Below are 23,967 nucleotides of genomic sequence, written 5' to 3' on the forward strand. Positions count from 1 at the left end.
AGGCAGCCCGCAATATCCAACCCACGGCGGACCGCAGGACCGCTTGAGTGTGCTGGCGTCCATTAGCCTTCTTCTTCCCGGGCGGGTGACATCTCCCAGGGAGCTTGGGGGAGGACCTGGCCGGTTTCCAGCAGCGACTTCAGGTTCGCCAGCACGGCAGGCCATCCGTCGGAGATGCCGTTGAGCATCTCCTGGGTGGGCAGGTTCTCGTGGGTCACGGTGAGGCGGATGATGTCTTGGTGCGGTTCGACCAGGAATGTGACAACAGACGGTTCCCGCGGGGATTCCGGATCGGGGGCATCGTCGAAAGTGATAACCAAGCGAGTCGGGGGCTCGGCCTCGACGACTTGCCCGGTGACATCAATGACACCTGAGCCGTCGACCCGCCGGTGTTCCCAGGTCGAGCCTGGTTGCCAGTCCGAAATGTTGGCGTGCCCCCAATAGCGGGCTGTCAGGTCTGCGTCGGTCAGCGCTTGCCATACCTGCTCGGCGCTGGCGCGGATGTAGGTGACATAGACATAGCTTGGCACGGTTTGTTGATTGCTCATGGCATATTCCTCTGCTTGATGTTTGATCGCACTGATGGTCTGCAGGCGGGGCATGTCGAACCCCGATATCCAGCGCTCCTCGATTTCGTGGATTGGCCCCGGGTTGAGGTAGTGGAGACGTTCCCGGCCGCGCCGGACGACGGACACGAGATTGGCTTGCTTGAGGATGTCGAGGTGCTGTGTCGCCGACTGGCGCGCCATGTCCAGCCGTTCGCACAGCTCACGAAGTGTCTGGCCATTCTGCTCGCGAAGCCGGTCCAGCAGCAGTCGTCGGGTCGGATCGGCCAGCGCCTTGAAAACCAGTTCCATTGCGCTCGAAGTGGTACTCATATTCAATTATGCAGGTAATAGCCTGCATAATGTCAAGAGCTGGTGTGGACCACCATGTAGGATTTCCGCATGGGCGTGGATGTCATGGCCATGGCCCGGGAAGAGCGCGCCGATCTGGCCGACTTCCTGCGTACCCACCTCGAACCACGCGGCGTCCGTTTGGTCGCCACCGATCTTGATTGGGCCCGCGGCAGAGGGCCCGAAGCACACGAAGAGGCGGAGGCGGTTCTGATGACCCTGGCTGGACGCTCCGGCGTGGCCCAGGCCACTCCATATTCAGCGGGACTCGGCGATTCTCTTGATGGCCTGCAGCGTCGCCGGGATGCCCGTGCGGGCTGCCTGGCTGCGCTCATCGATCTGGTCTTGCGCCTCCGCCCCGTACTTCTCGTGGAACATGGCAATGCCTTCATCGCGGAATTCCCATGATTCGGTCAGCCGCGTGCCGCCCTCGACTGGCAGGAGCGTGTAACTCCACCGTACAAACGAGCCACCGACCATCCAGGTGAATTCGCGGGGCCGCCGCGCGACCACGACTTGCGACTTCGTTTCCCACACCCGGCCGTTGGATTCATTGCGGCCACTGAACCAGGCACCTTCGGTGGGGCCGCCGTCGTCGTGCCACCAGCACGCCGTGCAGATGGGGCTCCATTCGCCGGTTCGGGTGACGTCCGAGACCAGGTCGTAGACGGCCTCCGGCGAAGCATCGATGATGATGGAGTCAGAGTAGCGGAGTGGTTCCATGCCACCAGTATTACAGTTGCAGTCAGTGCAGCGGCGGAAGCGTATGGGTGAAGTGGACATGAAGAATTTCCCCGACCGGCGGCCACGTTTGACGGCGTGGCGGGACGTCGAATTGGGGGCCCGGATGGGTGGTGGCGCGCGCAATCCCGTCTTCAGGGCCAGCCGCCGCGGCGCCGACCTGGTCGTCAGGGTATCGGGCCGCTCCGAGGCATCGCTGGCGTGGGAACTGGACCTGCTCGAGCATCTCGCCGCCCACGGGCTGACGGTGCCGACGACTCTTGAGACGGAGGATGGGCGACGTCACGACGAGGGTGTCCTGGTCCAGCGGCTGATTCCGGGCAACGCTCCCCGCGACCGTACCGACTGGAACCGTGTGGTGCAGACACTTGAGCAGGTGCACGGCGTAACAGGGCAGTGGCCGCAGCGCCCAGGCTTCGCCTCCGCCCGGACCCTGCTGACTGAACGTCGCGGAGGCGACGTTGATTTCAATGCGATGCCCCGGCCTGACAACCGCCGGCCTCGCCTGGGAGACGGCAACATGCTGGGTCAAGGAACCGGAGTATGCTCAACGCTGCCTGGCGGGTCTGCAGGCCAGGTTCGATGACGAATATTCCCCAAAACGGCCGTAAGCCGGGAGCTTCCCGGCCGGCATGAGGCAGTTTAAGCGGGCCCTGCTTGCTCCCAGCTCCGAAGGGCCGGCCAGGCGATAAGTGCGCAGAGGGCGAAGACTGTCCCGCCGGCTAAAAACGGGATCTGAAGGCTGGACGTGTCGACGAGCACGCCGCCCAGCCCCGCACCTATCGCAAGACCAGCGAGCCCGAACAATTTCGATACGGAGTTCACCCGACCGCGGAAGCCTTCCGGGACCAGCCGTTGCCGTATGGAAGCGACACACACTCCATACACCACGGCATGGAGAATATAAGCCGCCAGACACACGCCGGCCACCCAGGGACTTGTGGTGGATGATGTGGCGAACAACGTCACAGAACCAAGGGCCAAGCTTCCTGCAGCTGTGGCGGCATACCCGGTCCTGCGGCGAAGCGGTCCCGCGATGGCGGTTCCGGCCAGCCCGCCAAGAGCTGACACGGACAGCAATATTCCGTAGCCCGCCGGCTCAAGTCCCAGCACATCCTGGGAGAAGAGGACCAGAATGGAGAAGGGCATCATATAAGCGATGCTGGACAGCCCAGTCACGACTGAGAGAATGCGAAGCAGCCGGTGGCGCGCCAGCCAGGAAGCGCCTTCAACCACCTCCCGGGGCAGTGACGGCCGATGGCGGGTGGACCGTTCCGGGCGGAAGCTTCCGGCAAGCGTGAAAAAGAACAAGGCCGCGGCAGCGTACGCGCCGCCGGTTATGCCAATAGGCAAGGCGATCGCCGCCGCGAACATCAGTCCGCCAAGCGGCGGACCGACGAATTCATCGGCGACGAGCTGTGTGGCTGATATTTGGCTGTTGGCCCTGTCCAAGGCGCCGCTTTCAACGATCGAAGGCAGGATCGACAGGGCCGAGTTGTCAGCCGCCGTTTCCAGCATGCCAACCAGCGCGAAGACCACGTACAGCGCGGGGAGGGACGCCGTACCCGTGGCCACGAACAGTGCGAGGCACGCCAGCAGCAGGCCTCTGCCAAGATTGGCGGCCCACAGGATCGTTTTGCGGTCCAAGCGGTCGACGAGTGCACCGACGGGAAGAACCACGGCGAACCTGGCCGCTGAGTAGACCAATGACAGGCCGGCGATCAGCAATGGGTCAGACGTCAGCGTTGTCGCAAGAAGCGGTATGGCAACGAAACTGATGCCGTCGCCGAAATTCGAGGCAGCACTGCCGGCCCACAGCTTCCGGTATTCCCGCCCCAACGACATGGTGCCTGAGCCTACCGTAGCGTGGCTCACACCAGGCTGTATTGGGATTTCTACAAGCGGACGAAGTACCGTTAAGGTGTGCTCAAAACCGCTCTCAAACCCCGCTGGATTGCCGCGCTCATCCTTGCGCTGGTGCTGTCCACGGTGTTCGTGCTGCTCAGTCAGTGGCAGTTCTCCAGTGCACAGGACGCACCCGCGCCTGCGCCGCCGTCGTCGACCGAAGAGGTCAAGCCCCTGACCACGGTCCATAAACCAGGCACACCAATGACTGCCGGCACCGCCGACCAGATGGTCTCAGCCAGCGGTCGCTTCCTGGCGGATAAGCAAGTGCTGGTGGAAGGACGGCTGCAGGATGACCAGCCCGGATACTGGGTGGTGACCGCGTTCGCGGTCGACGGCGCCCCGACGCTGGAGGGCCGCGGAGGCGGAGAACCGGTGATCCCGGTGGCCCGCGGCTGGGTCGAGGACCCGTCCGCCGCCGGCCAGGCGCCGGATGGTCAACTCAAGTTATCCGGTCGTCTGCTGCCCACCGAAGCGCCGGTCGTGGACCGGGAAGGCGACCCGTATGTCTCCAGCCTCTCGGTGGCGCAGCTGATCAACCGCTGGGATGTGGCCAGCTATTCCGGATTTGTGGTGGCCGACCAGACACTGGCGGGCGGCACCCCGGTGGGAGCGGCATCGGGCACCCCGCTGGAGGAGATCCAGGTTTCGCCCCAGCCGCAGGAAACACCCGTCAACTGGCTCAATATCTTCTACGCCATCGAGTGGTTCGTGTTCGCCGGGTTCGCCTTCTTCCTCTGGTGGCGTCTGGTGGCCGACGACTACCGGCGCAGCCTGGAGGACGACGAGGACTACGTCGACGACGAATATGAAATGACGACCACCGACAGTACCGATAGCACCGACAGTACCGACAGTACTGAACGATCCAACAGTGAGGTAACCCAGTGAGTGACTCCCCGCAGGGCCAACAGGGGCAGACGCAGAAGAAACCGCAGAAACGCAGGTTCGGCGGCACCGCACAGCAAATACGTTCGGCGCTGAGCTTCTACAAGGTGCTGGCTTACGCGACCGGCGTGATGCTGCTGCTGGTGGTGGTCGAAATGATCGCCAAATACGGCTTCGGATCGGACATCATCGCCGGCGGCACCAGCGCAGCGACCGGCGAGACGATGATTCTCGGGTTCAACAATGTCGCCGAACAGACCATCACCGGTGGCTTCAATCTCTCCACCGCCGTGTTGATTGTCCACGGCTGGATGTATGTGGTCTACCTGATTGCCGATTTCCGGCTGTGGTCGCTGATGCGCTGGCCGTTCTCCAGGTTCATCCTGATAGCGCTCGGCGGCGTGGTTCCGTTCCTGTCTTTCATTGTGGAAACACGCATCCACCGGCAGACTGAAGCCGAACTCGCCGCCCACCCGGAGGCGGCCGCACGGTATTAGCGCCCGTGAGCAGCACGCGGGCCGTGTCTCGAGTGTCTCGAGCGTCCCGAAGGTGTCGAATGTGCGGCTCCCGGCGCGGACGATTAGGCTTGTATGGTGACTGAACTCGCTCCCGCCCACCGGCCCGTCCTCGTCGTCGATAACGGCGCCCAGTACGCCCAGCTGATCGCCCGCAGAGTCCGCGAAGCCAACGTCTATTCGGAGATCGTTCCGCACACCTGCTCGACCGAGCAGATGCTGGCGAAGAACCCGCTGGCCATCATCCTCTCCGGCGGCCCCTCCAGCGTCTACGCACCGGAGGCACCGGGTGTGCAACAGGACTTGTTCGACGCCGGCGTGCCCATCCTTGGTATTTGCTACGGCTTCCAGGCAATGGCCAATTCATTGGGCGGAACCGTGGCCCAGACCGGACTGCGTGAATACGGTTCAACCGATGTCAGCAGCGTCGGCAATAGCCGCTCGATTCTGGACGGGACGCCTGACCACCAGAAGGTCTGGATGAGCCACGGCGACACGGTCCAGCAGGCCCCGGACGGCTTCGAGGTGCTCGCCAGCACGGTCAGCACACCCGTCGCAGCTTTTGCCAACGAGGCCAAGGGCCTGTTCGGGGTGCAGTGGCATCCCGAGGTGAAGCATTCCGACTTCGGTCAGCAGGTGCTGGAAAATTTCCTCTTCCGGGGAGCCGGGCTGGAGCCCAACTGGGATACCGGCAACGTGATTGACGAGCAGGTCGCCGTCATCCGTGAACAAGTAGGCGATGCCCGGGTGATCTGCGGTTTGTCCGGCGGCGTTGACTCCGCCGTGGCCGGGGCATTGGTGCAGAAAGCCGTGGGCGAGCAGCTCACGTGTGTCTTCGTCGACCACGGGCTGCTCCGCCAAGGCGAAGCCGAGCAGGTGGAGCGCGATTTCGTGGCAGCCACCGGCGTCAAGCTGTACGTGGCCCATGAGACTGAACGGTTCGTCGGCGCCTTGGAAGGGGTCTCCGATCCCGAGCAAAAACGCAAAATCATCGGCCGCGAATTCATCCGTGCGTTCGAGGAGGCCGAGCGGAAGCTGGCCGCCGAAGCCGGAGCCGAAGGAAAGCCGATCAAATTCCTGGTTCAGGGAACCCTCTATCCTGACGTCGTCGAATCCGGCGGCGGTGAAGGCGCGGCAAATATCAAGAGCCATCACAATGTTGGAGGACTGCCGGAGGACCTGCAGTTCGAATTGGTCGAGCCGTTGCGTGCCCTCTTTAAGGACGAAGTCCGGGCGGTTGGCGCCGAGCTGGGCCTGCCGCACGAGATCGTCGGCCGGCAACCATTCCCCGGCCCCGGCCTGGGCATCCGCATCATCGGCGAGGTGACCTCCGAGCGGCTGGACCTGTTGCGGCAGGCCGACGCCATCGCCCGCGCCGAGCTGACGGCCGCCGGCCTCGACGGCGCCGTGTGGCAAATGCCGGTGGTGCTGCTGGCGGACGTGCGCAGCGTCGGGGTGCAAGGCGACGGGCGCACCTACGGCCACCCGATCGTGCTGCGGCCGGTCTCCAGCGAGGATGCGATGACCGCGGACTGGTCGCGGCTGCCCTACGACCTGATGGCCCGGATATCCAACCGCATCACCAACGAAGTCGACGGCGTCAACCGGGTGGTTCTCGACGTCACGAGCAAGCCGCCGGGCACTATTGAATGGGAATAATGAAGTGCACGTTGCGCGCCGGTGTCAAAGTGGCCTTTTTAGGGGCTGGACGTGTTGCGTTGCCCCAAATCACGCGGCGCAGCCGATAACCTCAAGAACATGCCATTATGGTCGAAAGCGCAGCGCACGAGTGCGGAAGAGAGTGCATCGGTGACCTTCGAGGACGATGCGGTGCCCGAGGCGGATGATGCGGTGCCCGAGGCGGATTCGGATGCGTTGTATACGTGGCTGGAGGAGCTCGGTTCCTTTGCCGGCCCCGATACATTGCTGCATTTCAAGCCGGCTCCCGGCGGCACCATCGATCTGACCCACGCCCACCCCTCGGGCCTGGCGCAGTTGCTTGCCGGCCGGCGCACCCGGTTATCCACGCTGATCCGCGACCAGGACCAGTATGCCGCGGCGATGGACGCTGCCCGGCGGCTGCGCTCGAAGATCCACGAGCTCAGTTCCGAGCGGGGGATCGACGTCGGTTATCTCGCCGCCGGCACTGCCTCCTGGCGCTCCCCGTTTGCCGGGGTTGCTGAACAGCTCAGCGCTCCCGTGCTATTGACGCCGGTGACTGTGTCAATGCGTTCAGGGCAGGACGACTATGAGCTGCAGGTGACCGGCCAGGCCCGATTGAATCCGTCGCTGGTCCGGTTCCTGAAAGCCGAATACGACGTCGGCCTCGACGTTCCCACCATGGAAGGCATGGCCTACGGCACGGCGCGGTTCGATCCGCATCCGGTGTTGGACAGGTTGCGTTCGGCCACCGCGGGAATCAACGGCATGCAGGTCTCCCACCACCTGCTGGCGTCCACCTTCGCCGATCTTGAAGAGCATATTTACGACGGCGCCATCTCGTCGGCCCACCCGGTGATCGGTGCCCTGCTGGAAGACTCGGTGTCCGGGCAAGTGCAGCCGTTCCAGGCCATCGCCGCGGACCTCCCGCCGATCGATGAGCGGGATCCTGAGGACGAACTGCTGCTCAAGGACGCTGATTCGACGCAGCAGGAGGTTCTCGACCTCATCGGTTCCGGCGCGTCCCTGGCGGTGGAGGCGCCGCCGGGAACCGGACAGACCCAGACGGCACTCAACTCGCTGGCCGCGCTGACGGCGGCCGGCAAGCGTGTCCTCGTGGTTGCCGAACGCCGGGCAACCCTCAACCAGTTGGTCAATCAGCTCGATGAACTGCAGCTGGGTACCCTGGTGCTGCAGTTGCACGCCGGCGTCGACAGCGCCGAGCTGAAAGACAAACTGGTTCGGGCCATCATGCGCAACGAGAGGTCCGCCGAACCGCAACTGGGGCACCTGCACCAGACCCTGGTGGAGAACCGCCATGCCTTGCAGGACCACGTCCGGTCGCTGCACAACGTCCGGCAGCGGTGGGGATGCTCGCCGTATCAGGCGATGCAGTCACTGGCGAAGCTGACCGCGCTGCAGCACCCTCCGGCCACCACTGTTCGGCTAAAGCGCAGCGTGCTGGACAACATCACGGATCGGGCCGAACTGGCCCATCGCCTGCGCAGGGCCGCCGAACTCGGGGGCTTCAGCAAGGCCCGGTGGCAGAGCCCCTGGTACGGAGCGCGTCTGGTCAACCGTAAGGAGACCGAGGAAGCGCACGCCCTGGCCGTGGAGCTGGCCCGCGAACTGCCGCAACTGCGCGAGAAGATGGACGAGGTGGCCGGCTATTCGCAGATCTCCATCGGAGAGTCGGTCGCCGAATGGGGCCGCCAACTCGACTTGCTGGTTGCCATCCGCGGCAGCCTCGACAAGTTCACCCCTGACATCTTCGACCGTCCGGTCACCGATCTCATCTCGGCCACGGCTCCGGCGTCCTGGCGCCGTGCGCACAAGGTGGACATGACGTCGATGACCCGCTCCCGGCTGCGCCGGGTGGCGAAGGAATACATTCGCCCGGGCGTTCATATTTCGGATCTCCACGGGTCCCTGCTGGAGGTACAGCAGCAACACACCGCATGGTCGGAATATGCCACCAGCCAGCGACACCCGTCGATCCCGTCCGGGCTGGCGGACGTGCATAATTTCCACCACCAGGTGGAGCAAAAGCTGGAGAAATTGTCGGCCGTTCTGGTCGAAGCCAAGGCCGGCGGCGGGCTCTCCGGCATCAGCCACCAGGCGGCGCTTGAGCGTTTGCAGGCGCTGGCAGAGGACAGGCAGACGCTTGTCTCGCTGCCGGAGCGGACCTTGCTGCTGGAGAACATGCGCGAGCATGGCCTCTCGGAACTGCTCGACGACCTTGCCGAAAGGGAAGTCGGGACCGAGGAAGTCGGTGCCGAACTGGAACTGGCCTGGTGGCAGTCCGCACTTGAAGCCATGATCAGCGGCGACGACTACCTGGCGATGTCCGACGGCGAGAGCCTGCGCAGGTTGGAAGCCGACTACAGGCTGGCCGACAACGCGCACATCTCCTCCGGCGCCTCGCGGCTGCGGTGGGAGCTGTCCCGGCGTTGGCGGGACGGGGTTGCCAGCCACGCGGCCGAGGCACATTCACTGCGGCAATTGATCAAGGATGGCACGCCCGGCCTTGGCGCACTGTCCGGGGAGTCGCCTCTGCTGGTCCAAGCGCTGCTGCCGGTCTTCACCGCCAGCCCGTTGATGGTGCCCTCCCTGCTGGACAGCGGCCACGAGTTCGATGCGGTGGTCATCCTCGACGCCGAAGCAACCTCACTGCAGTCGGTGCTGCCCTCCATCGGGCGTGCCGCGCAAGTCATCGCTTTCGGCGATCCCCAGCTGGGCGCTGCCCGCCCGTTCTCGGTGGGAATAGAATCGGATTCGGCCCAGGACGACGACGGCCCGCAGCTGACCAGTGCGATGTCGGCGCTGTCCCGCATCCTGCCCCAGCGGTCCCTGTCCGTGGTCTACCGGTGCGTTGACGCCACCCTGGCGCAGCACCTGAGCACCAACTTCTACGACGGCAAACTGATCCGGCTTCCGGCAGGACACGCGGCTGCGGGAGCGCGGCGTTCCTTCGCCGTGGAATACCTGCCGGACGGCACCGGGATGCCCACATCCGGCCAGGATGCGGTCGAAAGCGTGGTGGCCGAAGTCAACCGGGTCGTGGACCTGGTTTTCGACCATGCCCGGAATCGGCCCGGCCAGTCCCTGGCGGTGATCACGGCCAGCGGCCGGCACGCCGGCAGGGTGGCCGAGGCCGTCGGGATGCAATTGCCTAACTATCCGGACGCTGCAGAATTCTTCAGCTCCGGGCCGGAACCATTCCGGGTTGTACCGCTGGAGCGTGCCGCCGGCCTGGTCCGGGACAGCGTGATCTTCTCGCTCGGATTTGGCCGGACGCCGCACGGGCGGGCGCTGCACAGTTTCGGTTCCTTGTCCGGGCCTGCAGGTAGCGGCAAATTCGTCGTGGCGATGACCCGCGCCCGTTCCTCGTTGCACGTGCTCACCTGCTTCAAACCCGATGATCTCGATCCGACCCGGCTCACGCACGGCGCTTCGGATTTCTACGACTTGATCAATCGCGAACTCGGGGGAGGGACAGCACCATCCGCCGGCACCGTTAGCTCCGGCGATCTGCTTGCCGCGGCCGGAACGGACAGCGACGGCGGAATCGTTGACGATCCGCTGGTCACGGACCTGGTGGGGCGCTTGCAGGAACGCGGGGCGCGAGTGTGGCGCAACTACGACGGAGAGATTGACGTAGTCGCCGCCGCCGATCCGTTCGAAGTCCCTGCCCCCGCCACCCCCGGTCAGCAACTCGAGCTGCCTGCGCCGGTGGCCGTCGAGTCCGACGGGACCGAAAAGTACCGGCGGATGAGCGTGCGGGAACGCAGCCGCCTGCGCCCGCAGATGCTGGAGGCAATGGGCTGGAGACATGTCTCGCTGTGGACCATCGAAGTCTTCACCGACCCCGTCTCGTGCACGGACCTCGTAGGCGGATATCTGGGCTTGGACGATAGGAGCGATGTGCAGAGCAACGATGAAGGCACGGCGGCAGCGCCCGGTCAAACACTCCCGGCCGGCGAAGGTGCTTCGACCGGTGCGCCGCTGCTGCCCAACAAGGCGGCAGAGGATGAGGACATCTCCTGGGGCGACAGGGATGAGCAGGACCGGGACGAATGGCTGCGGGAGCAGCAGCCGCCGCACTGGAACTAGGTGTCCCAAGGCTCACCGGCTATCCGGATCCGCGGCGGGGGCTGACCATCACCAACGACACTTTCCCCTTCGAAGCAGCTGAGGCCAATGACTGGGCCTGCGTGGCTTCAGCTGCCACCACCACCAGGCCTTCGGCGCCGCTGGATCCGAGCCAACCGGCATCTCCGCTGCCACCGCTGCTAACAGAGCCGGACGCGCCCGCGGCGGAAGTCCACAACACCACCACGTCTTCCGCCGCGGTACGGCTTTCCACGGTCCGCTCGTAGCCGTTGCCCGAGCTGACCACCACATCGACCCGTTCGCCGGTTCTGACCAGCTGGACGGTGGAGGAGTCCGTGATCCGCAACGGCACGGCAACTGTGCCCGGCGGTGCGCCGATCAGCAGCCCGGGTCCCAGCAGCGCCGCGTCGGTCAGAAATTCCCCTTGGCGCTGTGGCGCCGCCAATTGCTTCCCAACGAGCTGGCCGACGGAGGCATAGGCACCCCGGGGCGCCAGATCCGGCTCGATCCGGACCACGGACAGGGCAGAAGCAGTCAACACCGCGCCGGCCGGTAAGTCCTGCGCGGCAGTCACCACACTCGTTGTTGCCGCCTGGGCAGGCGTTAGCTGGTGGACCGTGAGTCCGGCGGCGCAGCAAAGGAGCAGGGCAGCCAGTAATCGGCGGTGACGGAAGAACCATCGGGGCACGGCATGGTTGTGGCGGACATTGGCGGTCCGTGCAGGCGGTTGTCTGGATCGCTGGAACATGCCACCACGCTAGGCAGCACGGTTGCGGCCGGGACAGCTGTGCCGCCGTCTATGTGGACGGCCGGCGGGGCCGATCCTGGTGTGGAGGAAGAGCGGCGGCCAGCGTGGCTGCAGGGAGACCGGAGATGTGGCTGCAGGGGAGCCCGGAGGTCGGCGTTGCAGCCCGCCGTCACACCGGCGGCAGGTCAGGGGCGTCGCAGCGACGGGTCAGTCGGCTGCCCTGCCGGCGGAGCTTCCTGCGCCGGCAGGCGCCGTTGCGGCGGAGCCGCCCGATGAACCTGTTGAACCGGAGCCGTTGGAGGAGCCGGCGGACGACTCCGACGAACCCGACGACTCCGACGATCCGTTGGACGAGGAAGAGGAGTCACCCGATCCGCCGTCCGTGGAACCGGAGGAGCCGCCCGAACCGTTTGAGGATCCGGACTCCTTCCTGGCACCGGACGAGGCCGTGGCGTCGCGGGAATCGTTCCGATAAAAGCCGGATCCCTTGAAGACGACTCCGACGCTGTTGAACTTCTTCCGCAGCGTACCCTCACACTCCGGGCAGACCGTGAGGGAATCGTCGGTAAAGGACTGGTGAATGTCGAACGCGTGGGTGCAGTCCTTGCAGGCGTATGCGTAGGTGGGCACTGTACTTCCTTCATCTTTGCGCGGCCCGTCCGGTCGTTGGCCGCACGAACAAACAGTGGAGGTTGCCGGGAGCGCTTTGGCACTCACGGCTTCCGAGTGCTAATTCTACACTTTCATTGGACAGTTGAATGCCACGACCGTGGCGTAAAGACTCCATCAACGGGAAGGTCCAGCGGCGTGTGTGCAAAGGAACCGGCATCCAGTAGCTCGTCTGCGTAGACGACGGCGGCAGTGCGGGGGCGCTGCTGAACCTGGGACAGCGAGGCAAGGAACCTGTCGTAGTAGCCGCCTCCCTGGCCCAGCCGGTTTCCTGCCGTGTCGGCGGCCAGCGCAGGCAGCAGCACCAAGTCCACATCCTCCATCACCTGGACGGTTTCATGAACACCAACCGGCTCCATAACCGGTGCCAGCGCGCTGGCGACCAGTGGAGTATCCGGACGCCAGCGCACCCAGCCGAGCTGGAATTGCGGTTCGCAGGCCGGCAGGAATATCCGGTGCCCGGATTCGTGCAACCGGTCCAGCAGCACATCCGTCGCGGGCTCCGCGCCGATCCCCAGATAGGCCGCCACGGCGACCGGGCCGCCGTCGTGCTGCTGTTGCAACCATTCCAGCACCGTGTCTGCCAGCGAAGCGGCAGCAGTGCGGCGCTGTGTGACCGAGGCGGAACGACGCTGCGCACGGTGGCGGCTGCGTACGCTTGTCTTCGACCTGCCTGGGACCGTCATGTTTTTCCATTCTCTCAGGTGGCTTAGTTGGTTCGAATCTCCTTGGGTTAGCCTAGACAAATGCGCACAGACTCATCAGCCAACACGGCGTCCTCGGCGACTAAGCATTCGGTCCGCAAGGCCGTGATACCGGCGGCCGGACTCGGAACACGGTTCATTCCCGCCACCAAGGCCATGCCCAAGGAAATGCTTCCCGTGGTCGACAAACCCGCCATCCAATACGTGGTCGAAGAAGCGGTGCGTGCGGGGCTGGAAAACGTGCTGATGATCACCGGCCGCAACAAGCGGCCGCTGGAGGATCATTTCGACGGCGTGCCGCTGCTGGAGCAGACCTTGGAGAAGAAAGGCGACCATGAACGTCTCGCCGATGTGCGCCGGGCTTCGGAACTGGCCGACATCCATTATCTGCGCCAGGGCGATGCCAAGGGTCTGGGCCACGCCGTGCTGCGCGGCAAGCTCTATGTCGGCGGCGAGCCCTTCGCGGTGCTGCTCGGTGACGACCTGATCGACGAGCAGGACGAACTGCTCAGCCGGATGATCGAGGTGCAGGCGGCGACCGGTGGTTCCGTTGTCGCATTGATCGAGGTCGATCCCTCGGAAGTCAGCTCCTACGGGTGCGCGGATATCCAGGCGGTCGAGGGCGAAGACTACGTCAAGATCAATGAACTGGTGGAAAAGCCGCAGCCGGCGGACGCCCCCTCGAACCTGGCCATTATTGGCCGCTATGTGCTGCATCCGGCAGTGTTCGATGTGCTGGAGGAAACGGGTCCCGGCCGCGGCGGGGAAATCCAGCTCACCGATGCCCTGCAGACCCTTGCCAATTCCGATGCCGAGGGCGGCGGGGTCTACGGTGTCGTCTTCCGCGGCAACCGCTACGACACCGGTGACAAGCTCAGCTACCTGAAGGCGGTAGTGAAACTGGCCTCCGAACGTGACGACCTGGGCCCTGACCTGCGCGCGTGGCTCAAGGACTTCGTCCAGTCCGGAGTGTAGTGGCGTGGGCGGAACCCGCTGGCCCGTCACGCTGACGTGGGGTGCACTGTCGCTCAGGCCAGTCCGCTACCGTGACCGGAGGCAGTGGGAGTCGGTTCGCCGCCGCAACGCGAGCTGGCTGGGCCCGTGGGAAGCGTCCAATCCCGCCCCGGGTGGTTACCTGCCCAGCTTCATGGAAATGGTGCGCTACCTGCGCCAGCAGGCCCGCATGGGGGTTGCGCTTCCGTTCGTGATCACCGAACGGCAGCCTCCCGAGGATAAGCCGGCACTGATCGGCCAGCTCACCGTCTCCACCATTGTGTGGGGATCGGCGATGTCGGCCACGCTGGGATATTGGGTCGATCAGCAGCATGCCGGACGCGGAGTGGCGCCCACCGCAGTGGCGATGGCGACAGACCACTGCATCAATTCCCTCGGACTGCACCGGATTGAAGTGAACATCCGTCCGGAGAACACCGCGAGCCTGCGGGTGGTCCAGAAGCTCGGCTTCCGGGATGAAGGGGTGCGGCTGAACTACCTGCACATCAATGGTCAATGGGCCGACCATCGCAGTTTCGCCCTGACGGCCGAGGAAATACCATCCGGAGGCCTGCTGCAACGTTGGCTGTCCACCGGTGCCGTGGGGTAGCAAAAATGCCAACGACACATGCCGATTGAACCGCCACAATCACGACACACCACCACTAATGCCGCACCAGGCATGTTTTTGCTTCTACGGTTTTAGATGTGGACATCTCACTGAACAGCTCAGCGATCCTGGTGATCATTGTGGGGCTCTGGCTGGTGTGGGTCGTCCCGTATTTTCTGCGCCGGCCGGACCGGATGCCAGCGCACCAACTGGCCATGGCCCGTAACCTGCCCGCAGTCACCTCACCCTCTCAAACAGAGGACTCACGTTCTCAGGGGAACATCTTGGAAAACACATCGACGCCCTCATCCTCGTCCAGCGCCCGATCGACAGCGGCGGCCCAGCCTGCAGCTGCGGACAGCCGGACCCGGGCAGAGCAGCCCCGGTCCGCTGCCGGACCCGGCCGCGCTCCCGGGCCGTTCAAGATCCGGTACGGTCGCACGGCGCTCGCCGGGCTTGGCGCTGCCGCGCTGCTGGTCGGCGTGGTGTGCGCGATCATCAGCATTGCCGGCTTGATCCCCGCCTACATTCCCGTCGTATCGCTGCTGGTGGCTGTGGGCAGCGTGGCGGCGCTCCGCGCCCTGGCCGTGCGGGATCGGACCAAGCGCTCCGAGCAGCGGATCGAAGCGGCGTTTCGAGAGGCAATGAACCCCGGCACCTCCGGCGCCGCGCCGGCCGGTTCCGGTGCCGGCACCGAGGACTCCGGGCAGGGCCCGGAGGAGTCGACCGCGCCCGGATCTCCGGGTGCGCAGGGGCCGAAGCGGGAAACGAAATTGTTCGATGCCGAAAACCCCGAACATGACGGCACTGATGACGAAGCAGCGGCATCGGTGCCCCCGGAGGCGCCGCAGGCCTCAACTGCGACCGCAGGAACGACGCCGGGACAACAGCTGACGGCCGACGATCTGCGCCAGGCCGCACTTGCTGTGGCAGCCGAGTCGGACAACCCGGCCGATCAGGTGGGCGATGACAGCGAATCCAACGCGGACGGCGCGAATGGCGCGAATGGCGCTGCCGGCGAGTCCACGCAGACGTGGGAGCCGGTGCACGTGCCGAAGCCAAAATACGTTGAGTCCGCCAAAGCTGACCGCCCCGCGCCGGAGCCGCTGGAGCTGCCGGCCGAGCCGAAGCCCGAAGGTAAGCCTTCCATCAAGGCCGGGGCCGTGGCCCCGAAGGTCGAGATGAAACTTGACCAGGAAGCTGTGGAGCAGACGGCGCACAAGGGCCAGCCGGCAACAACTGTCGGTGATGCCGGCGACGGTGCCGCGCCGCAGGATTCGGCCGGACAGGCCAAGCTGGCCGGCGGACTGCACGACCTCGATAACGTGCTGCAGCGCCGCCGCGCATAGCCACGGTCGGGGCCACCGCATGGCCACGGCCGCCTTCCCGGGTTGGGTACGGCTGAATATCGCCGACCGGACACATTTGCTCCTCATCGGACTAGACTGCGGTTATGACACGCATACTGGTGGCAGGCGGAACGGGGCTGGCCGGACGGGCGGTGGCAGCCGAAGCGCTCGAACGCGGACTCGATGTGCGGGTGTTGAGCCGCCATCAGCCTGCGCGCCAATCGCCGGCGTTCGTCCCTGGAGCCGAATACGTCACCGCGGATGTGGTATCCACCGCCGGTTTGCAGCAGGCGATGGACGGTGTCGACGTCGTCGTCGATGCCTTGGATGCCAAGACGGGAAAGTCACGGCAGACGTTGTCCACCGGAGCACACAATCTGACATCGGCGGCTGCCCATGCCGGCGTGCGACGGGCGGTGCTGTTGTCCATTGTGAACGTGGACCAGAGCAGACTGGGGTACTACCGGGTGAAGACCGCACAGGAGCAGGTCTATCGCGGCTCGTCGCTGGAAACCGTGATCGTCCGCGCCGCTCAGTTCCATAATCTGGTGGCCATGATGGTCTCGGTCGCAGGCCGGGCCGGTCTGTACCTGGCCGCCCGCGGGGTATCCTTCCAACCGATTTCAGTGCCGGATACGGCGCGGGCGCTGGTGGACGCTGCAGTCGGCCCGCAGCTGCCCGACGACGGCATGATCAGCGTGGGTGGACCGGAGGTGCTGCCCATGGAACAGCTGGCCCACGCCGTCGGATACTCCCGCGGCGGGACCGGCCGGGTGTTGACGCTGCCGCTGCCCGGATCCGTCGGCCGGTATTTCCAGCAGGGCCGGAATCTGGTGCCGGGCCGCGCGTACGGGACCGAAACCTTCGCGCAGTGGCTGGTGGATTCAACGGGCTAAACGCGGGGATGCATCGAGCAGCCGCCGAGTGTAGTCATGCTCCGGGGCTTGGAAGATCCGCTCCGCGGTGTCCTGTTCCACGATCCGCCCACCCTGCATCACCACCACCTGATCGCTCATGTGCCGCACCACCGCCAGGTCGTGGGAGATGAACAGGTAGCTCAGCCCGAACTCGCGCTGCAGCTCATCCAGCAGGTCCAGCACCTGGGCCTGGATCGAAACATCGAGGGAGGATGCCGGCTCGTCACACACCACGATCCGGGGCCGCGGCGCCAAGGCCCGGGCGATTGCGACCCGCTGGCGTTGCCCGCCGGAGAGATTGCGCGGCCCGCGCGCGGCAAGCGACGACGGCAACCCCACCAGATCCAGCAGTTGCTTGACCTGAGCACGGTGCCGGGCCGGCCGCAGGCTGCGTCCGGCCGTGACAGCGTCCGTGAGGATCTGCTCCACGGTCAGTCTCGGATCGAAGGAACTCATCGGATCCTGGTAGACGGCCCCGATCTGCGGCCGCCGCGGACGTCGCTGCTGTTCGGGCACTGCACTCCACGGTTCGCCGAACAGCCGCACGTGCCCGGAGTCCGGCGCCGTCAATCCCAAGGCGAGGCGCGCCGTCGTCGTCTTTCCCGAGCCCGATTCGCCCACCAGCCCGAAGGTGCTGCCTGCCGCCAGGCTGAAGGAGGCGTCGTCGACGGCGGTGAAGCTGCCGGATCCGGTGGGGAAGCGCTTGGTCAGCCGCGAGGCCTCCAATACCGGTTCATCGCGGGACGGTGCCGGAAGCGGCCCGCCCCGCCGGCGCGTCGATTCGCCGTCCGGGCCGGTGCCGCTGTCCATGCTTGTGCTTTCGCCGCTGTCCATCGCCGGCAGCCTGTCGCTGATCTGCAGTGTTCCGGTGGACAGCCGGGTGTGGCGGGGATGGCCCGAAGGGACCGCCTGCAGCAGCCTGCGGGTGTAGTCGTGTTGCGGGTCGCCCAGGATCTGCCTGCTGGGTCCCTGCTCCACAATCCGGCCCTGGGACATTACGGCGACGTTGTCCGCTATGGTGCTGACCACGGCCAGGTCGTGGCTGATCAGCAGGATGCCGGTGCCGGCGTCGCGCAGCGATTCCAGCAGGGCCAGGATCTGCGCCTGCACTGTGGCGTCCAGCGCGGTGGTCGGTTCGTCGGCGATCAGCAGCGGCGGGTCGAGGGCGACGGCAGAGGCGATCAGCGCCCGCTGCCTCAGGCCGCCGGACAGTTCGCCCGAACGCTGTCCGGCGCGCAGCGCAGGGTCATCCATTCCGACGTCGGTGAGCAATCGCAGCACCCGTTGTGACCGTTCGGCCCGGCTGAGATTCGTCCGCAGTCGCAAGGCATCGTCGATCTCCCGTCCCACCGGGCGCAGCGGGTCCAGCGAGCCCAGCGCATCCTGCAGCACGAATCCGATCTGCGAGCCGCGCACCTTGCGCCATTGCCGGCCGCGCATGCGAAGCAGATCAGTGCGAGAGAGGCGCAGGGCCGAGGCCGCGACCCCGGCGCCCTCGCCGGCGAGCCCCATCAAAGTCCGCGCCGTGACGCTCTTGCCGGAGCCGGATTCGCCCACCAGGGCCAGGCACTGGCCGGCGGCAATGGAGAATGAGACGTCCTGCACCACCTCACCGCCGCCAAAGCCCACGGTGAGGCCATCGACCTGCAGCAACCCGCCGTCGTCGTTGTTGACCATCAGCTCACCGCCCTGCGCTGCAGGCCACGGCCGAGCACGGTGCTGGCCGCCGCTGTCAGCACGATGAACAGGCCGGGGAAGAAGGTCATCCACCAGGCAGTGGTGAGGTAGGTGCGCCCTGCCGAAAGCATCGCTCCCCATTCCGCGGCCGGCGGCGGTTCGCCCAGTCCCAGAAAGCTCAGCGACGCTGCCCAGACCACCGCCTGGCCCACCCCCAGGGTGCCGATCACAAACACCGGAGCCAGCGCGTTGGGCAGCAGGTGCCGGCGCAGCACCTGTGCGCGGGACCGGCCCAGTACGACGGCGGCCTCCACCATGGCAGAGCTGCGGACCTGGATGATCTGGCCGCGGATGATCCGGGCATAGCCGGGTGCTGTGGACAGTCCCACCGCCACGGTGGTGGTGACCACTCCCGGGCCGGCTATGGCGATGAACACCAGCGCCAGCAGCAGCCCGGGCAGGGCAAACAGCACTTCCAGCAGCCGTCCAACGCCGAAGTCGAGCAGCCTGCCGCCCAGACCGGCCAGCGCGCCGAGGACCAGGGCCAGCCCGACGCCGATCGCGGTCGCCGCCGCGCCGATCAGCAGCGACTCCCGGGCGCCGAAAATCACCCTGGAGTAGATGTCGCGGCCGGATTCGTCGGTGCCGAACCAGTGGTCAGGCGACGGTGCCTGGAAGGCATCGGCCGGGTTGATCGCCAGCGGCTGGTACGGGGCCAACCAGGAGGGGAAGAGAGCGGCGGCGAGCAGGAACAGCGCTACTGCCGCGGCGATGAATTCGACGGCGCCCACCCTGCGGTTGCCGTTGTGCGCGCCGCGGTTCCGGATCCGGCTGCGGGTGCTGTCCAACAACGTCATCGTTTAGCCACCCGCGGATCGGCGAGCCGTTCAGCGATATCGCTGAGGGCCATCACCACTACGTACGCCAGCGCGGCCACCAGGGCGACTCCTGTGACCAGCGGGATGTCACGGTCGGTGACCGCGCGCAACAGCGTCCTGCCCAGGCCCGGGCGGGCAAAGATGGTTTCGACGACGACGGCGCCGCTGATCAGCGATCCGAACGCCCATCCGGACAAGGCGATACCGGGGATGGCCGCGTGGCGCAGGGAGTGCCGGAACAGCACGCCGCGTTCGGTCTCGCCGCGGAAACGGGCCGACAAAGCGAACGGGGATGTGGCGGCGTTGAGCATCGACTCGCGCATCACCTGGCCCAGGAATCCGGCCAGTGGCAGCGCCAGCGTCACCACCGGAAGGACGAGTCCATCCACGCCGCCGGTGTTCACCGGCGGCAGCCATCCCAGATTGACGCTGAACACCACAATCAGCACGGTGGCCAGCCAGAAGTGCGGGACGGCGGCGCCGGCGATTTCGAGGCCGGAGGAGATCACCGCCGCACCCCGGCCGGACAACATCGACCAGGAAGCCAGTGCCAGCGCCACCACCCAAGCCAGCACCAGTGCCAGGAAGGCCAGCACCAGGGTCGGGGGCAGCTGTTCGGCCAGCAGCGAGGACACCGGGACCTGCATCGAATACGAATCGCCCAGGTCCCCCTGCAGCAGCCGGCCAAGTTGCATGAAGTACTGGACCAGCAGCGGCTCATCCAGGCCGTAGTCGGCACGCACCTGCGCCAGGGCTTCGGCCGAAGCCTGTGAACCGGGACCGCCGAGGATCGCTTCGGCCGGGTCGCCGGGAATCATCCGGATGCCGAAGAAAATCAGCGTTGTCACCGCCCACAGCACGAATACCGCTCCGAGTGCCTTGAACAGCAACCAACGGGCCGCAGCCACCAGCCTGGCCGTTATGCCTGAACGTTCAGGATTGTCGGGACGGGGAGCCGTCCCGACAGCGGATTCAGCGCCGGTGCCTACTGGCTCAGCCACGTATCGTAGAACGTCGGGGTGGACACGGTGGGCAGCGCCCGGAACCCTTCCACGTTCGAACGGTGGAGGAAGTGGTTCTGCTGGTCATAGAGCGGCAGGATGTAGTAGCCGTTCAGAATGATCTTCTGGGCCTTCTCATAGAGCTCCGCCCGCCGCTTCGGGTCGGTTTCCCGTCCCGCTTCGGTGAGCAGCTTGTCCAGCTTCGGATCGTCAAGTTGCGACAGATTGGCAAAGTAGCCGCTGGGCGCCGGTTTGATGCCGTCCGAATGGTAGAGGATCCTGAGCACATCCGGGCCGACCTTGGTGTAGGGAGCGCTGACCAGGTTGTATTCATTCGCTGCCAGCGCGCCGTACCAGCTGGACAAGTCCATCAGTTCGAGATTGACGTCGAAACCCACCTTCTTCGCGGTGGCCTGGATCTGCTCGAACAGCGAGATCTCCGCCGGAATAGACTGGTTGGTGCTGACCGGGAACTTCAGGCTCAACCGCTTGCCGTTCTTCACCCGGTAACCCTGTTCGTCCCGCTGATCCCATCCGGCCTTGTCCAGCAGCTTGTTGGCCTTTTCGGGGTTGTACGTAAACAAATCGGGAGCGGAATAACCGAGCTCTTCGACGCTGGATAACGGGGAATAGGAGCGTTCGGCGGTGTCGAAAAAGAGGCTGGATATCGCGGCGTTGACGTTGGCGGAATGGACGAACGCCTCACGCACCAGCGGGTCATTGAACGGCGGCTTTCCCGAGTTCAACTCAATCCGGTTCGAGGCGCCGGGCCGGGGCGCGTTGAGGTGCTCGATGGACTCGTTGTCCCGGGCGGCGTTAATGGTGTCCGGCTGCACGTTGTCGATCACGTCCACTTCGCCCGACTGCAAGGCGGCGTACCGGGAAGCCGAATCCGGAATGAAACGCCAGGTGATTTTCTCCAGATACGCGGGCCCCTGGTGGGCGGCATCGGCCGGCGGGGAGTTGTAGTCCTCGTTACGGACCAGGGTGATGGAATTCTGCTTGTCCCAGTCGGCGACCTTGAACGGTCCGGTGCCGACCGGCGACTGGCAGTTCTTTTCCTTGGACCGCTTGAGCGCCTTCGGTGACTGGATCGCCAGCCACGGTTGGGACAGCGACTCCAACAGCGCGCTGTCCGGTTCGCTGAGGTTGATCCGGATGGTGTCTTCGTCGACGATTTCCGTTCCGGTGACTTTCTCCAAGGCCAGGTATCCGGTGGACGATCCCGTGGCGGGGTCCTTGAGGTGTTCAATGTTGGCCTGGACGGCCTTGGCATTCAGCTTTACACCGTCGGTGAAGTGGACGTCGTCCCGCACCGTGATGGTCCAGCTCAGGCCGTCCTTGCTTTCCTTCCAATCGGTGGCCAGCCAAGGGATGATCTCGCCTTCCTTATTGAGGGAGACCAGCGGCTCGAGATACTGCGTGGACACCAAAGCTTGCGGATAGTTGCCGCCCACATGTGGATCCAGGCAGGTTGGCTCCGCGTCGCCGGTGGCATACACCAGATGGCCACCGGAAACAGGGGATTGGCTGGTTTCCGGTTCCGCCGGGCTGCAGCCCGACGCCAGCAGCGCCGTTGCAGCAGCCGCCGCCACCGCCGTCGAAAAGCGGGCAGAAAGAGATCTGGGCAGAATCGGCATTAATCCTCATTGCGAGTGCGGGCGAACGGGCCCGTGGTTTTGAGTTGCCGGGACCAGAGCTGGAACCAGCATGCTTCCTTACCTTAGAACTTTAGAAGTCTTGGACAGCCGCTCCAAGTTATATGATTTATTCGAAATGAGAGGACTCTCATCTTCGCCTCATCCGTCGTCCAGCCGGACATGATCAACTGGTTCCATGAACAATGCGCACCTGCAGGCAGGCTCCCGCGAGGAGGTTGAAATTGCCCTGCTGGAAAGCGCGGAGATGGGCGTTCCTTTGCAGCTCGCGCTGGACACGTCCGGGCTGGACCTGACGGATTGGAAACTGCTGGCGACCCATCACCGGCCCAACGCCGGCGTGACCGGGATATACGAGACGACGTACGTCGATCCCGCCGGGGCGCCGGGCAGTGGGCACCTGTGTGCGACGACGGCGACGGTGCCGCACACGACGACACCGGCGGTCCGCCTCGATGCCCCGGCCCAGGATGCGGCTGCGCTGACCGTGTGGCATCATCCGCAGGATCCGTTGCTTCCCGGACTGGGCTGGGCGTGCGACCCGGCGGCCGTGGCGGCAGGGGTCTTCGGCCAACCCGATGCGGACGTCCGACTGCGGACGGTCAGCTACCGCCCGATGCGCCGCGCTGTCATCTCGGCAGTATGCGGCAACGAAGAAGCCTTTCTGAAGGTCGTCCGCGGCGGCCATGCGGGGCCGATGTACCGCCGGCACCGGATGCTGGCCGACGCGTCAGTCCCGGTTCCGGAACCGTATGGCGAGCCTGTGCATGATGTCCTGGCCCTGCATCGGTTGCCGGGAACGCCGCTCGCCAACGAATTAATGGCCAACGGGGCGGCGGAACTTGACCCCGCGGCACTGATCACCCTGCTCCGCCGGTTCCCGGCCGAAGCGATGACCCTGCCCGCGCGGTCCGCATGGGCCACGAGGGCGGACGATTACGCCCAGGCCGCCAGTGCGGCGCTGCCTGCTGAGCAGGACAGGATCTCGAACCTCGCTGGGCAGATCAACCGGCTGCTTCCGGATACCGATCCGGGTCCTGTGGTTCCCAGTCACGGGGATTTCTACGAAGCAAACCTGGTGGTCGACGGCGGTATCGTCACCGGTCTGCTGGACGTGGACGCGGTGGGACCGGGATTGCTGGTTGACGAGCTGGCGTGCTTCATCGGCCACCTGGCTGTGTTGCCCGCTGTCGATGCGCGGTATGTCCACGTTCCGGCAGCCCTGCAGCGCTTCCTGGCTGCTTTTGACACCGAAGTCGACCCGGTCGGCCTGAGGATCCGGGCTGCCGGCGTCGCGCTCTCACTGGTCGCCGGCGCCAAGCGGACAGGGAGCGTCGACTGGTTCTCAGATGCCAGGGGCCGACTGGAAGCCGCGGAGCGAATGGCCGCATCCGCCGCCGGGACAAGTCGGATCAGTGAATCTGAGAACTCTCTCATTCCTGGCTCAAGGACGTCTCATATTGGCCCGGCAAGCTAGAAGTATCAGCACAAAGGGGCAATGGGAGGAAGAATCATGAACAAGCGGAATTTCTGGATTGTCACCGGCTCTCTGGGTGTTGTCGCACTCGGCGCCACCGCGGCCTCGGCCGGCACCGTCCAGAACGACACCGATCTCGGGCCGGCTGTTGTGCTCGGCACCCAGGACAGCCAGCAGGCCGGCAGCAGCCAGCAGTCAGCTTCGGCAGAGGAATCCAATACGAGGGCGCTGGAGAATGCTTCGGCCAATACCGCCGCATCGGCAAAGTCAGCGAAGACTGCCCAGACGGCTAACACAGCCAACACTGCCACGTCCGCACCGTCGGCCCAGACGGCTGATTCAGCGGCCACGCAGACGTCCCGTGCAGTAGCGCCGCAGCAGGCACCGGCCAAGGTGCAAGCTCCGGAGCCTCAATCGGCTGCTTCCGCCCCGTCCGCGCCATCACCAGTCAGCGCCCAGTCGGCACAGAGCGCCCCATCGGCCAGCAGCGCTGACTGATCCAGCCAGTCGGTCTCCCAGTGCCGACTCACGACGGCTATCGCAACAGCCGTCACTCGGGCCGGCCGCTT

Annotated in this window: 21 protein-coding genes; 11 read left to right on the forward strand and 10 right to left on the reverse strand. The window is 65.4% G+C overall.

What is annotated here, in order from left to right:
• Nucleotides 1-62: 62 nt before the first annotated feature.
• Together H535_RS0105435 and H535_RS0105440 are read right to left on the reverse strand one after the other, a co-directional pair.
• Nucleotides 63-878: an ArsR/SmtB family transcription factor gene (locus H535_RS0105435; RefSeq protein ID WP_245580165.1), complete on the reverse strand. Its 816-nt coding sequence runs from the start codon at nt 876-878 to the stop codon at nt 63-65.
• Nucleotides 879-1,154: 276 nt separating this feature from the next.
• Nucleotides 1,155-1,619: an SRPBCC family protein gene (locus H535_RS0105440; protein ID WP_026818754.1), complete on the reverse strand. Its 465-nt coding sequence runs from the start codon at nt 1,617-1,619 to the stop codon at nt 1,155-1,157.
• Here H535_RS0105440 and H535_RS23645 point away from each other — a divergent pair.
• On the forward strand, nt 1,618-2,223 hold the full coding sequence (locus tag H535_RS23645) for a phosphotransferase (protein WP_155838550.1): 606 nt from the start codon (nt 1,618-1,620) through the stop codon (nt 2,221-2,223). The genes H535_RS0105440 and H535_RS23645 overlap by 2 nt on opposite strands.
• A 56-nt stretch (nt 2,224-2,279) precedes the next feature.
• Here the strand turns inward: H535_RS23645 and H535_RS0105450 are convergent, their stop codons facing one another.
• Nucleotides 2,280-3,512 carry an MFS transporter gene (locus H535_RS0105450; protein ID WP_245580166.1) on the reverse strand — a complete coding sequence of 411 codons (1,233 nt, stop codon included), beginning with the start codon at nt 3,510-3,512 and terminating at the stop codon, nt 2,280-2,282.
• Nucleotides 3,513-3,560: 48 nt separating this feature from the next.
• Here H535_RS0105450 and H535_RS0105455 point away from each other — a divergent pair, with 48 nt between their 5' ends.
• The 4 genes from H535_RS0105455 (at nt 3,561) to H535_RS0105470 (ending at nt 10,717) form a co-directional block, all read left to right on the forward strand.
• Nucleotides 3,561-4,433 carry an SURF1 family protein gene (locus H535_RS0105455; RefSeq protein ID WP_026818756.1) on the forward strand — a complete coding sequence of 291 codons (873 nt, stop codon included), beginning with the start codon at nt 3,561-3,563 and terminating at the stop codon, nt 4,431-4,433.
• On the forward strand, nt 4,430-4,927 hold the full coding sequence (locus H535_RS0105460; RefSeq protein WP_026818757.1) for a DUF3817 domain-containing protein: 498 nt from the start codon (nt 4,430-4,432) through the stop codon (nt 4,925-4,927). The genes H535_RS0105455 and H535_RS0105460 overlap by 4 nt, the downstream gene beginning before the upstream one ends.
• A 96-nt stretch (nt 4,928-5,023) precedes the next feature.
• A complete protein-coding gene (guaA, locus tag H535_RS0105465; RefSeq protein WP_425387260.1) occupies nt 5,024-6,604 on the forward strand; it encodes a glutamine-hydrolyzing GMP synthase in 1,581 nt (526 codons plus the stop codon).
• A 99-nt stretch (nt 6,605-6,703) separates the two neighbouring features.
• Nucleotides 6,704-10,717: a DUF4011 domain-containing protein gene (locus H535_RS0105470; RefSeq protein ID WP_026818759.1), complete on the forward strand. Its 4,014-nt coding sequence runs from the start codon at nt 6,704-6,706 to the stop codon at nt 10,715-10,717.
• A gap of 19 nt (nt 10,718-10,736) precedes the next feature.
• On the opposite strand, the gene cpaB is transcribed toward H535_RS0105470, so the two are convergent.
• The 3 genes from cpaB to H535_RS23650 all read right to left on the reverse strand — a co-directional run bounded on the left by cpaB (nt 10,737) and on the right by H535_RS23650 (nt 12,820).
• Complete coding sequence (gene cpaB, locus H535_RS0105475; protein ID WP_081416460.1) at nt 10,737-11,465, reverse strand: Flp pilus assembly protein CpaB; 729 nt, start codon at nt 11,463-11,465, stop codon at nt 10,737-10,739.
• A gap of 207 nt (nt 11,466-11,672) precedes the next feature.
• Nucleotides 11,673-12,095, reverse strand: coding sequence for an FmdB family zinc ribbon protein (locus tag H535_RS0105480; RefSeq protein ID WP_026818761.1), 423 nt, complete (start codon nt 12,093-12,095; stop codon nt 11,673-11,675).
• Between the two features lie 113 nt (nt 12,096-12,208).
• Nucleotides 12,209-12,820 (reverse strand): 5-formyltetrahydrofolate cyclo-ligase, encoded by a 612-nt coding sequence (locus H535_RS23650; RefSeq protein WP_051298584.1) that lies wholly within the window; start codon nt 12,818-12,820, stop codon nt 12,209-12,211.
• A gap of 60 nt (nt 12,821-12,880) precedes the next feature.
• On the opposite strand from H535_RS23650, the gene galU reads away from it, so the two are divergent.
• From galU to H535_RS0105505, 4 genes are all read left to right on the forward strand, one after another.
• Entirely contained in the window at nt 12,881-13,813 is a 933-nt protein-coding gene (galU, locus tag H535_RS23655; protein WP_051298586.1) for a UTP--glucose-1-phosphate uridylyltransferase GalU, read from the forward strand.
• A 4-nt stretch (nt 13,814-13,817) separates the two neighbouring features.
• Nucleotides 13,818-14,441 (forward strand): GNAT family N-acetyltransferase, encoded by a 624-nt coding sequence (locus H535_RS0105495; protein WP_026818762.1) that lies wholly within the window; start codon nt 13,818-13,820, stop codon nt 14,439-14,441.
• A 98-nt stretch (nt 14,442-14,539) separates the two neighbouring features.
• Nucleotides 14,540-15,790: a hypothetical protein gene (locus H535_RS27600; protein ID WP_051298588.1), complete on the forward strand. Its 1,251-nt coding sequence runs from the start codon at nt 14,540-14,542 to the stop codon at nt 15,788-15,790.
• A 104-nt stretch (nt 15,791-15,894) separates the two neighbouring features.
• Nucleotides 15,895-16,686, forward strand: coding sequence for an SDR family oxidoreductase (locus tag H535_RS0105505; protein WP_026818763.1), 792 nt, complete (start codon nt 15,895-15,897; stop codon nt 16,684-16,686).
• On the opposite strand, the gene H535_RS0105510 is transcribed toward H535_RS0105505, so the two are convergent.
• The 4 genes from H535_RS0105510 to H535_RS0105525 form a co-directional block, all read right to left on the reverse strand.
• A complete protein-coding gene (locus H535_RS0105510; protein WP_035768425.1) occupies nt 16,675-18,384 on the reverse strand; it encodes a dipeptide ABC transporter ATP-binding protein in 1,710 nt (569 codons plus the stop codon). The genes H535_RS0105505 and H535_RS0105510 overlap by 12 nt on opposite strands.
• The gene (locus H535_RS29565) at nt 18,384-19,241 is read right to left on the reverse strand and encodes an ABC transporter permease (RefSeq protein ID WP_035768427.1); all 858 of its coding nucleotides are present in this window, start codon (nt 19,239-19,241) and stop codon (nt 18,384-18,386) included. Before H535_RS29565 ends, H535_RS0105510 begins: the two co-directional genes overlap by 1 nt.
• Nucleotides 19,238-20,185, reverse strand: a complete 948-nt coding sequence (locus H535_RS23665; protein ID WP_035768481.1) for an ABC transporter permease — start codon at nt 20,183-20,185, stop codon at nt 19,238-19,240. Before H535_RS23665 ends, H535_RS29565 begins: the two co-directional genes overlap by 4 nt.
• A gap of 62 nt (nt 20,186-20,247) precedes the next feature.
• Entirely contained in the window at nt 20,248-21,903 is a 1,656-nt protein-coding gene (locus H535_RS0105525) for an ABC transporter substrate-binding protein (RefSeq protein ID WP_026818766.1), read from the reverse strand.
• Between the two features lie 196 nt (nt 21,904-22,099).
• Between H535_RS0105525 and H535_RS23670 the strand changes: the two genes are divergently transcribed.
• Both H535_RS23670 and H535_RS0105535 read left to right on the forward strand, forming a co-directional pair.
• Nucleotides 22,100-23,398, forward strand: coding sequence for a phosphotransferase (locus H535_RS23670; RefSeq protein WP_081416462.1), 1,299 nt, complete (start codon nt 22,100-22,102; stop codon nt 23,396-23,398).
• 36 nt (nt 23,399-23,434) lie between these two features.
• On the forward strand, nt 23,435-23,896 hold the full coding sequence (locus tag H535_RS0105535) for a hypothetical protein (protein ID WP_026818767.1): 462 nt from the start codon (nt 23,435-23,437) through the stop codon (nt 23,894-23,896).
• Nucleotides 23,897-23,967 lie beyond the last annotated feature (71 nt).

It is taken from the genome of Arthrobacter castelli DSM 16402 (assembly GCF_000430705.1).
GTDB lineage: Bacteria > Actinomycetota > Actinomycetes > Actinomycetales > Micrococcaceae > Arthrobacter_C > Arthrobacter_C castelli.

Excerpts from the sequence above, each read along its gene's own strand:
- cpaB (WP_081416460.1), bottom strand. The coding sequence starts at position 11,465 with ATGTTCCAGCGATCCAGACAACCGCCTGCACGGACCGCCAATGTCCGC.
- H535_RS23670 (WP_081416462.1), top strand. The coding sequence starts at position 22,100 with ATGAACAATGCGCACCTGCAGGCAGGCTCCCGCGAGGAGGTTGAAATT.
- H535_RS23645 (WP_155838550.1), top strand. The coding sequence starts at position 1,618 with ATGCCACCAGTATTACAGTTGCAGTCAGTGCAGCGGCGGAAGCGTATG.
- H535_RS29565 (WP_035768427.1), bottom strand. The coding sequence starts at position 19,241 with ATGACGTTGTTGGACAGCACCCGCAGCCGGATCCGGAACCGCGGCGCG.
- H535_RS0105505 (WP_026818763.1), top strand. The coding sequence starts at position 15,895 with ATGACACGCATACTGGTGGCAGGCGGAACGGGGCTGGCCGGACGGGCG.
- H535_RS0105525 (WP_026818766.1), bottom strand. The coding sequence starts at position 21,903 with ATGCCGATTCTGCCCAGATCTCTTTCTGCCCGCTTTTCGACGGCGGTG.
- H535_RS0105510 (WP_035768425.1), bottom strand. The coding sequence starts at position 18,384 with ATGGTCAACAACGACGACGGCGGGTTGCTGCAGGTCGATGGCCTCACC.
- H535_RS0105440 (WP_026818754.1), bottom strand. The coding sequence starts at position 1,619 with ATGGAACCACTCCGCTACTCTGACTCCATCATCATCGATGCTTCGCCG.
- H535_RS23650 (WP_051298584.1), bottom strand. The coding sequence starts at position 12,820 with ATGACGGTCCCAGGCAGGTCGAAGACAAGCGTACGCAGCCGCCACCGT.
- galU (WP_051298586.1), top strand. The coding sequence starts at position 12,881 with ATGCGCACAGACTCATCAGCCAACACGGCGTCCTCGGCGACTAAGCAT.
- H535_RS0105435 (WP_245580165.1), bottom strand. The coding sequence starts at position 878 with ATGAGTACCACTTCGAGCGCAATGGAACTGGTTTTCAAGGCGCTGGCC.
- H535_RS0105470 (WP_026818759.1), top strand. The coding sequence starts at position 6,704 with ATGCCATTATGGTCGAAAGCGCAGCGCACGAGTGCGGAAGAGAGTGCA.
- H535_RS0105535 (WP_026818767.1), top strand. The coding sequence starts at position 23,435 with ATGAACAAGCGGAATTTCTGGATTGTCACCGGCTCTCTGGGTGTTGTC.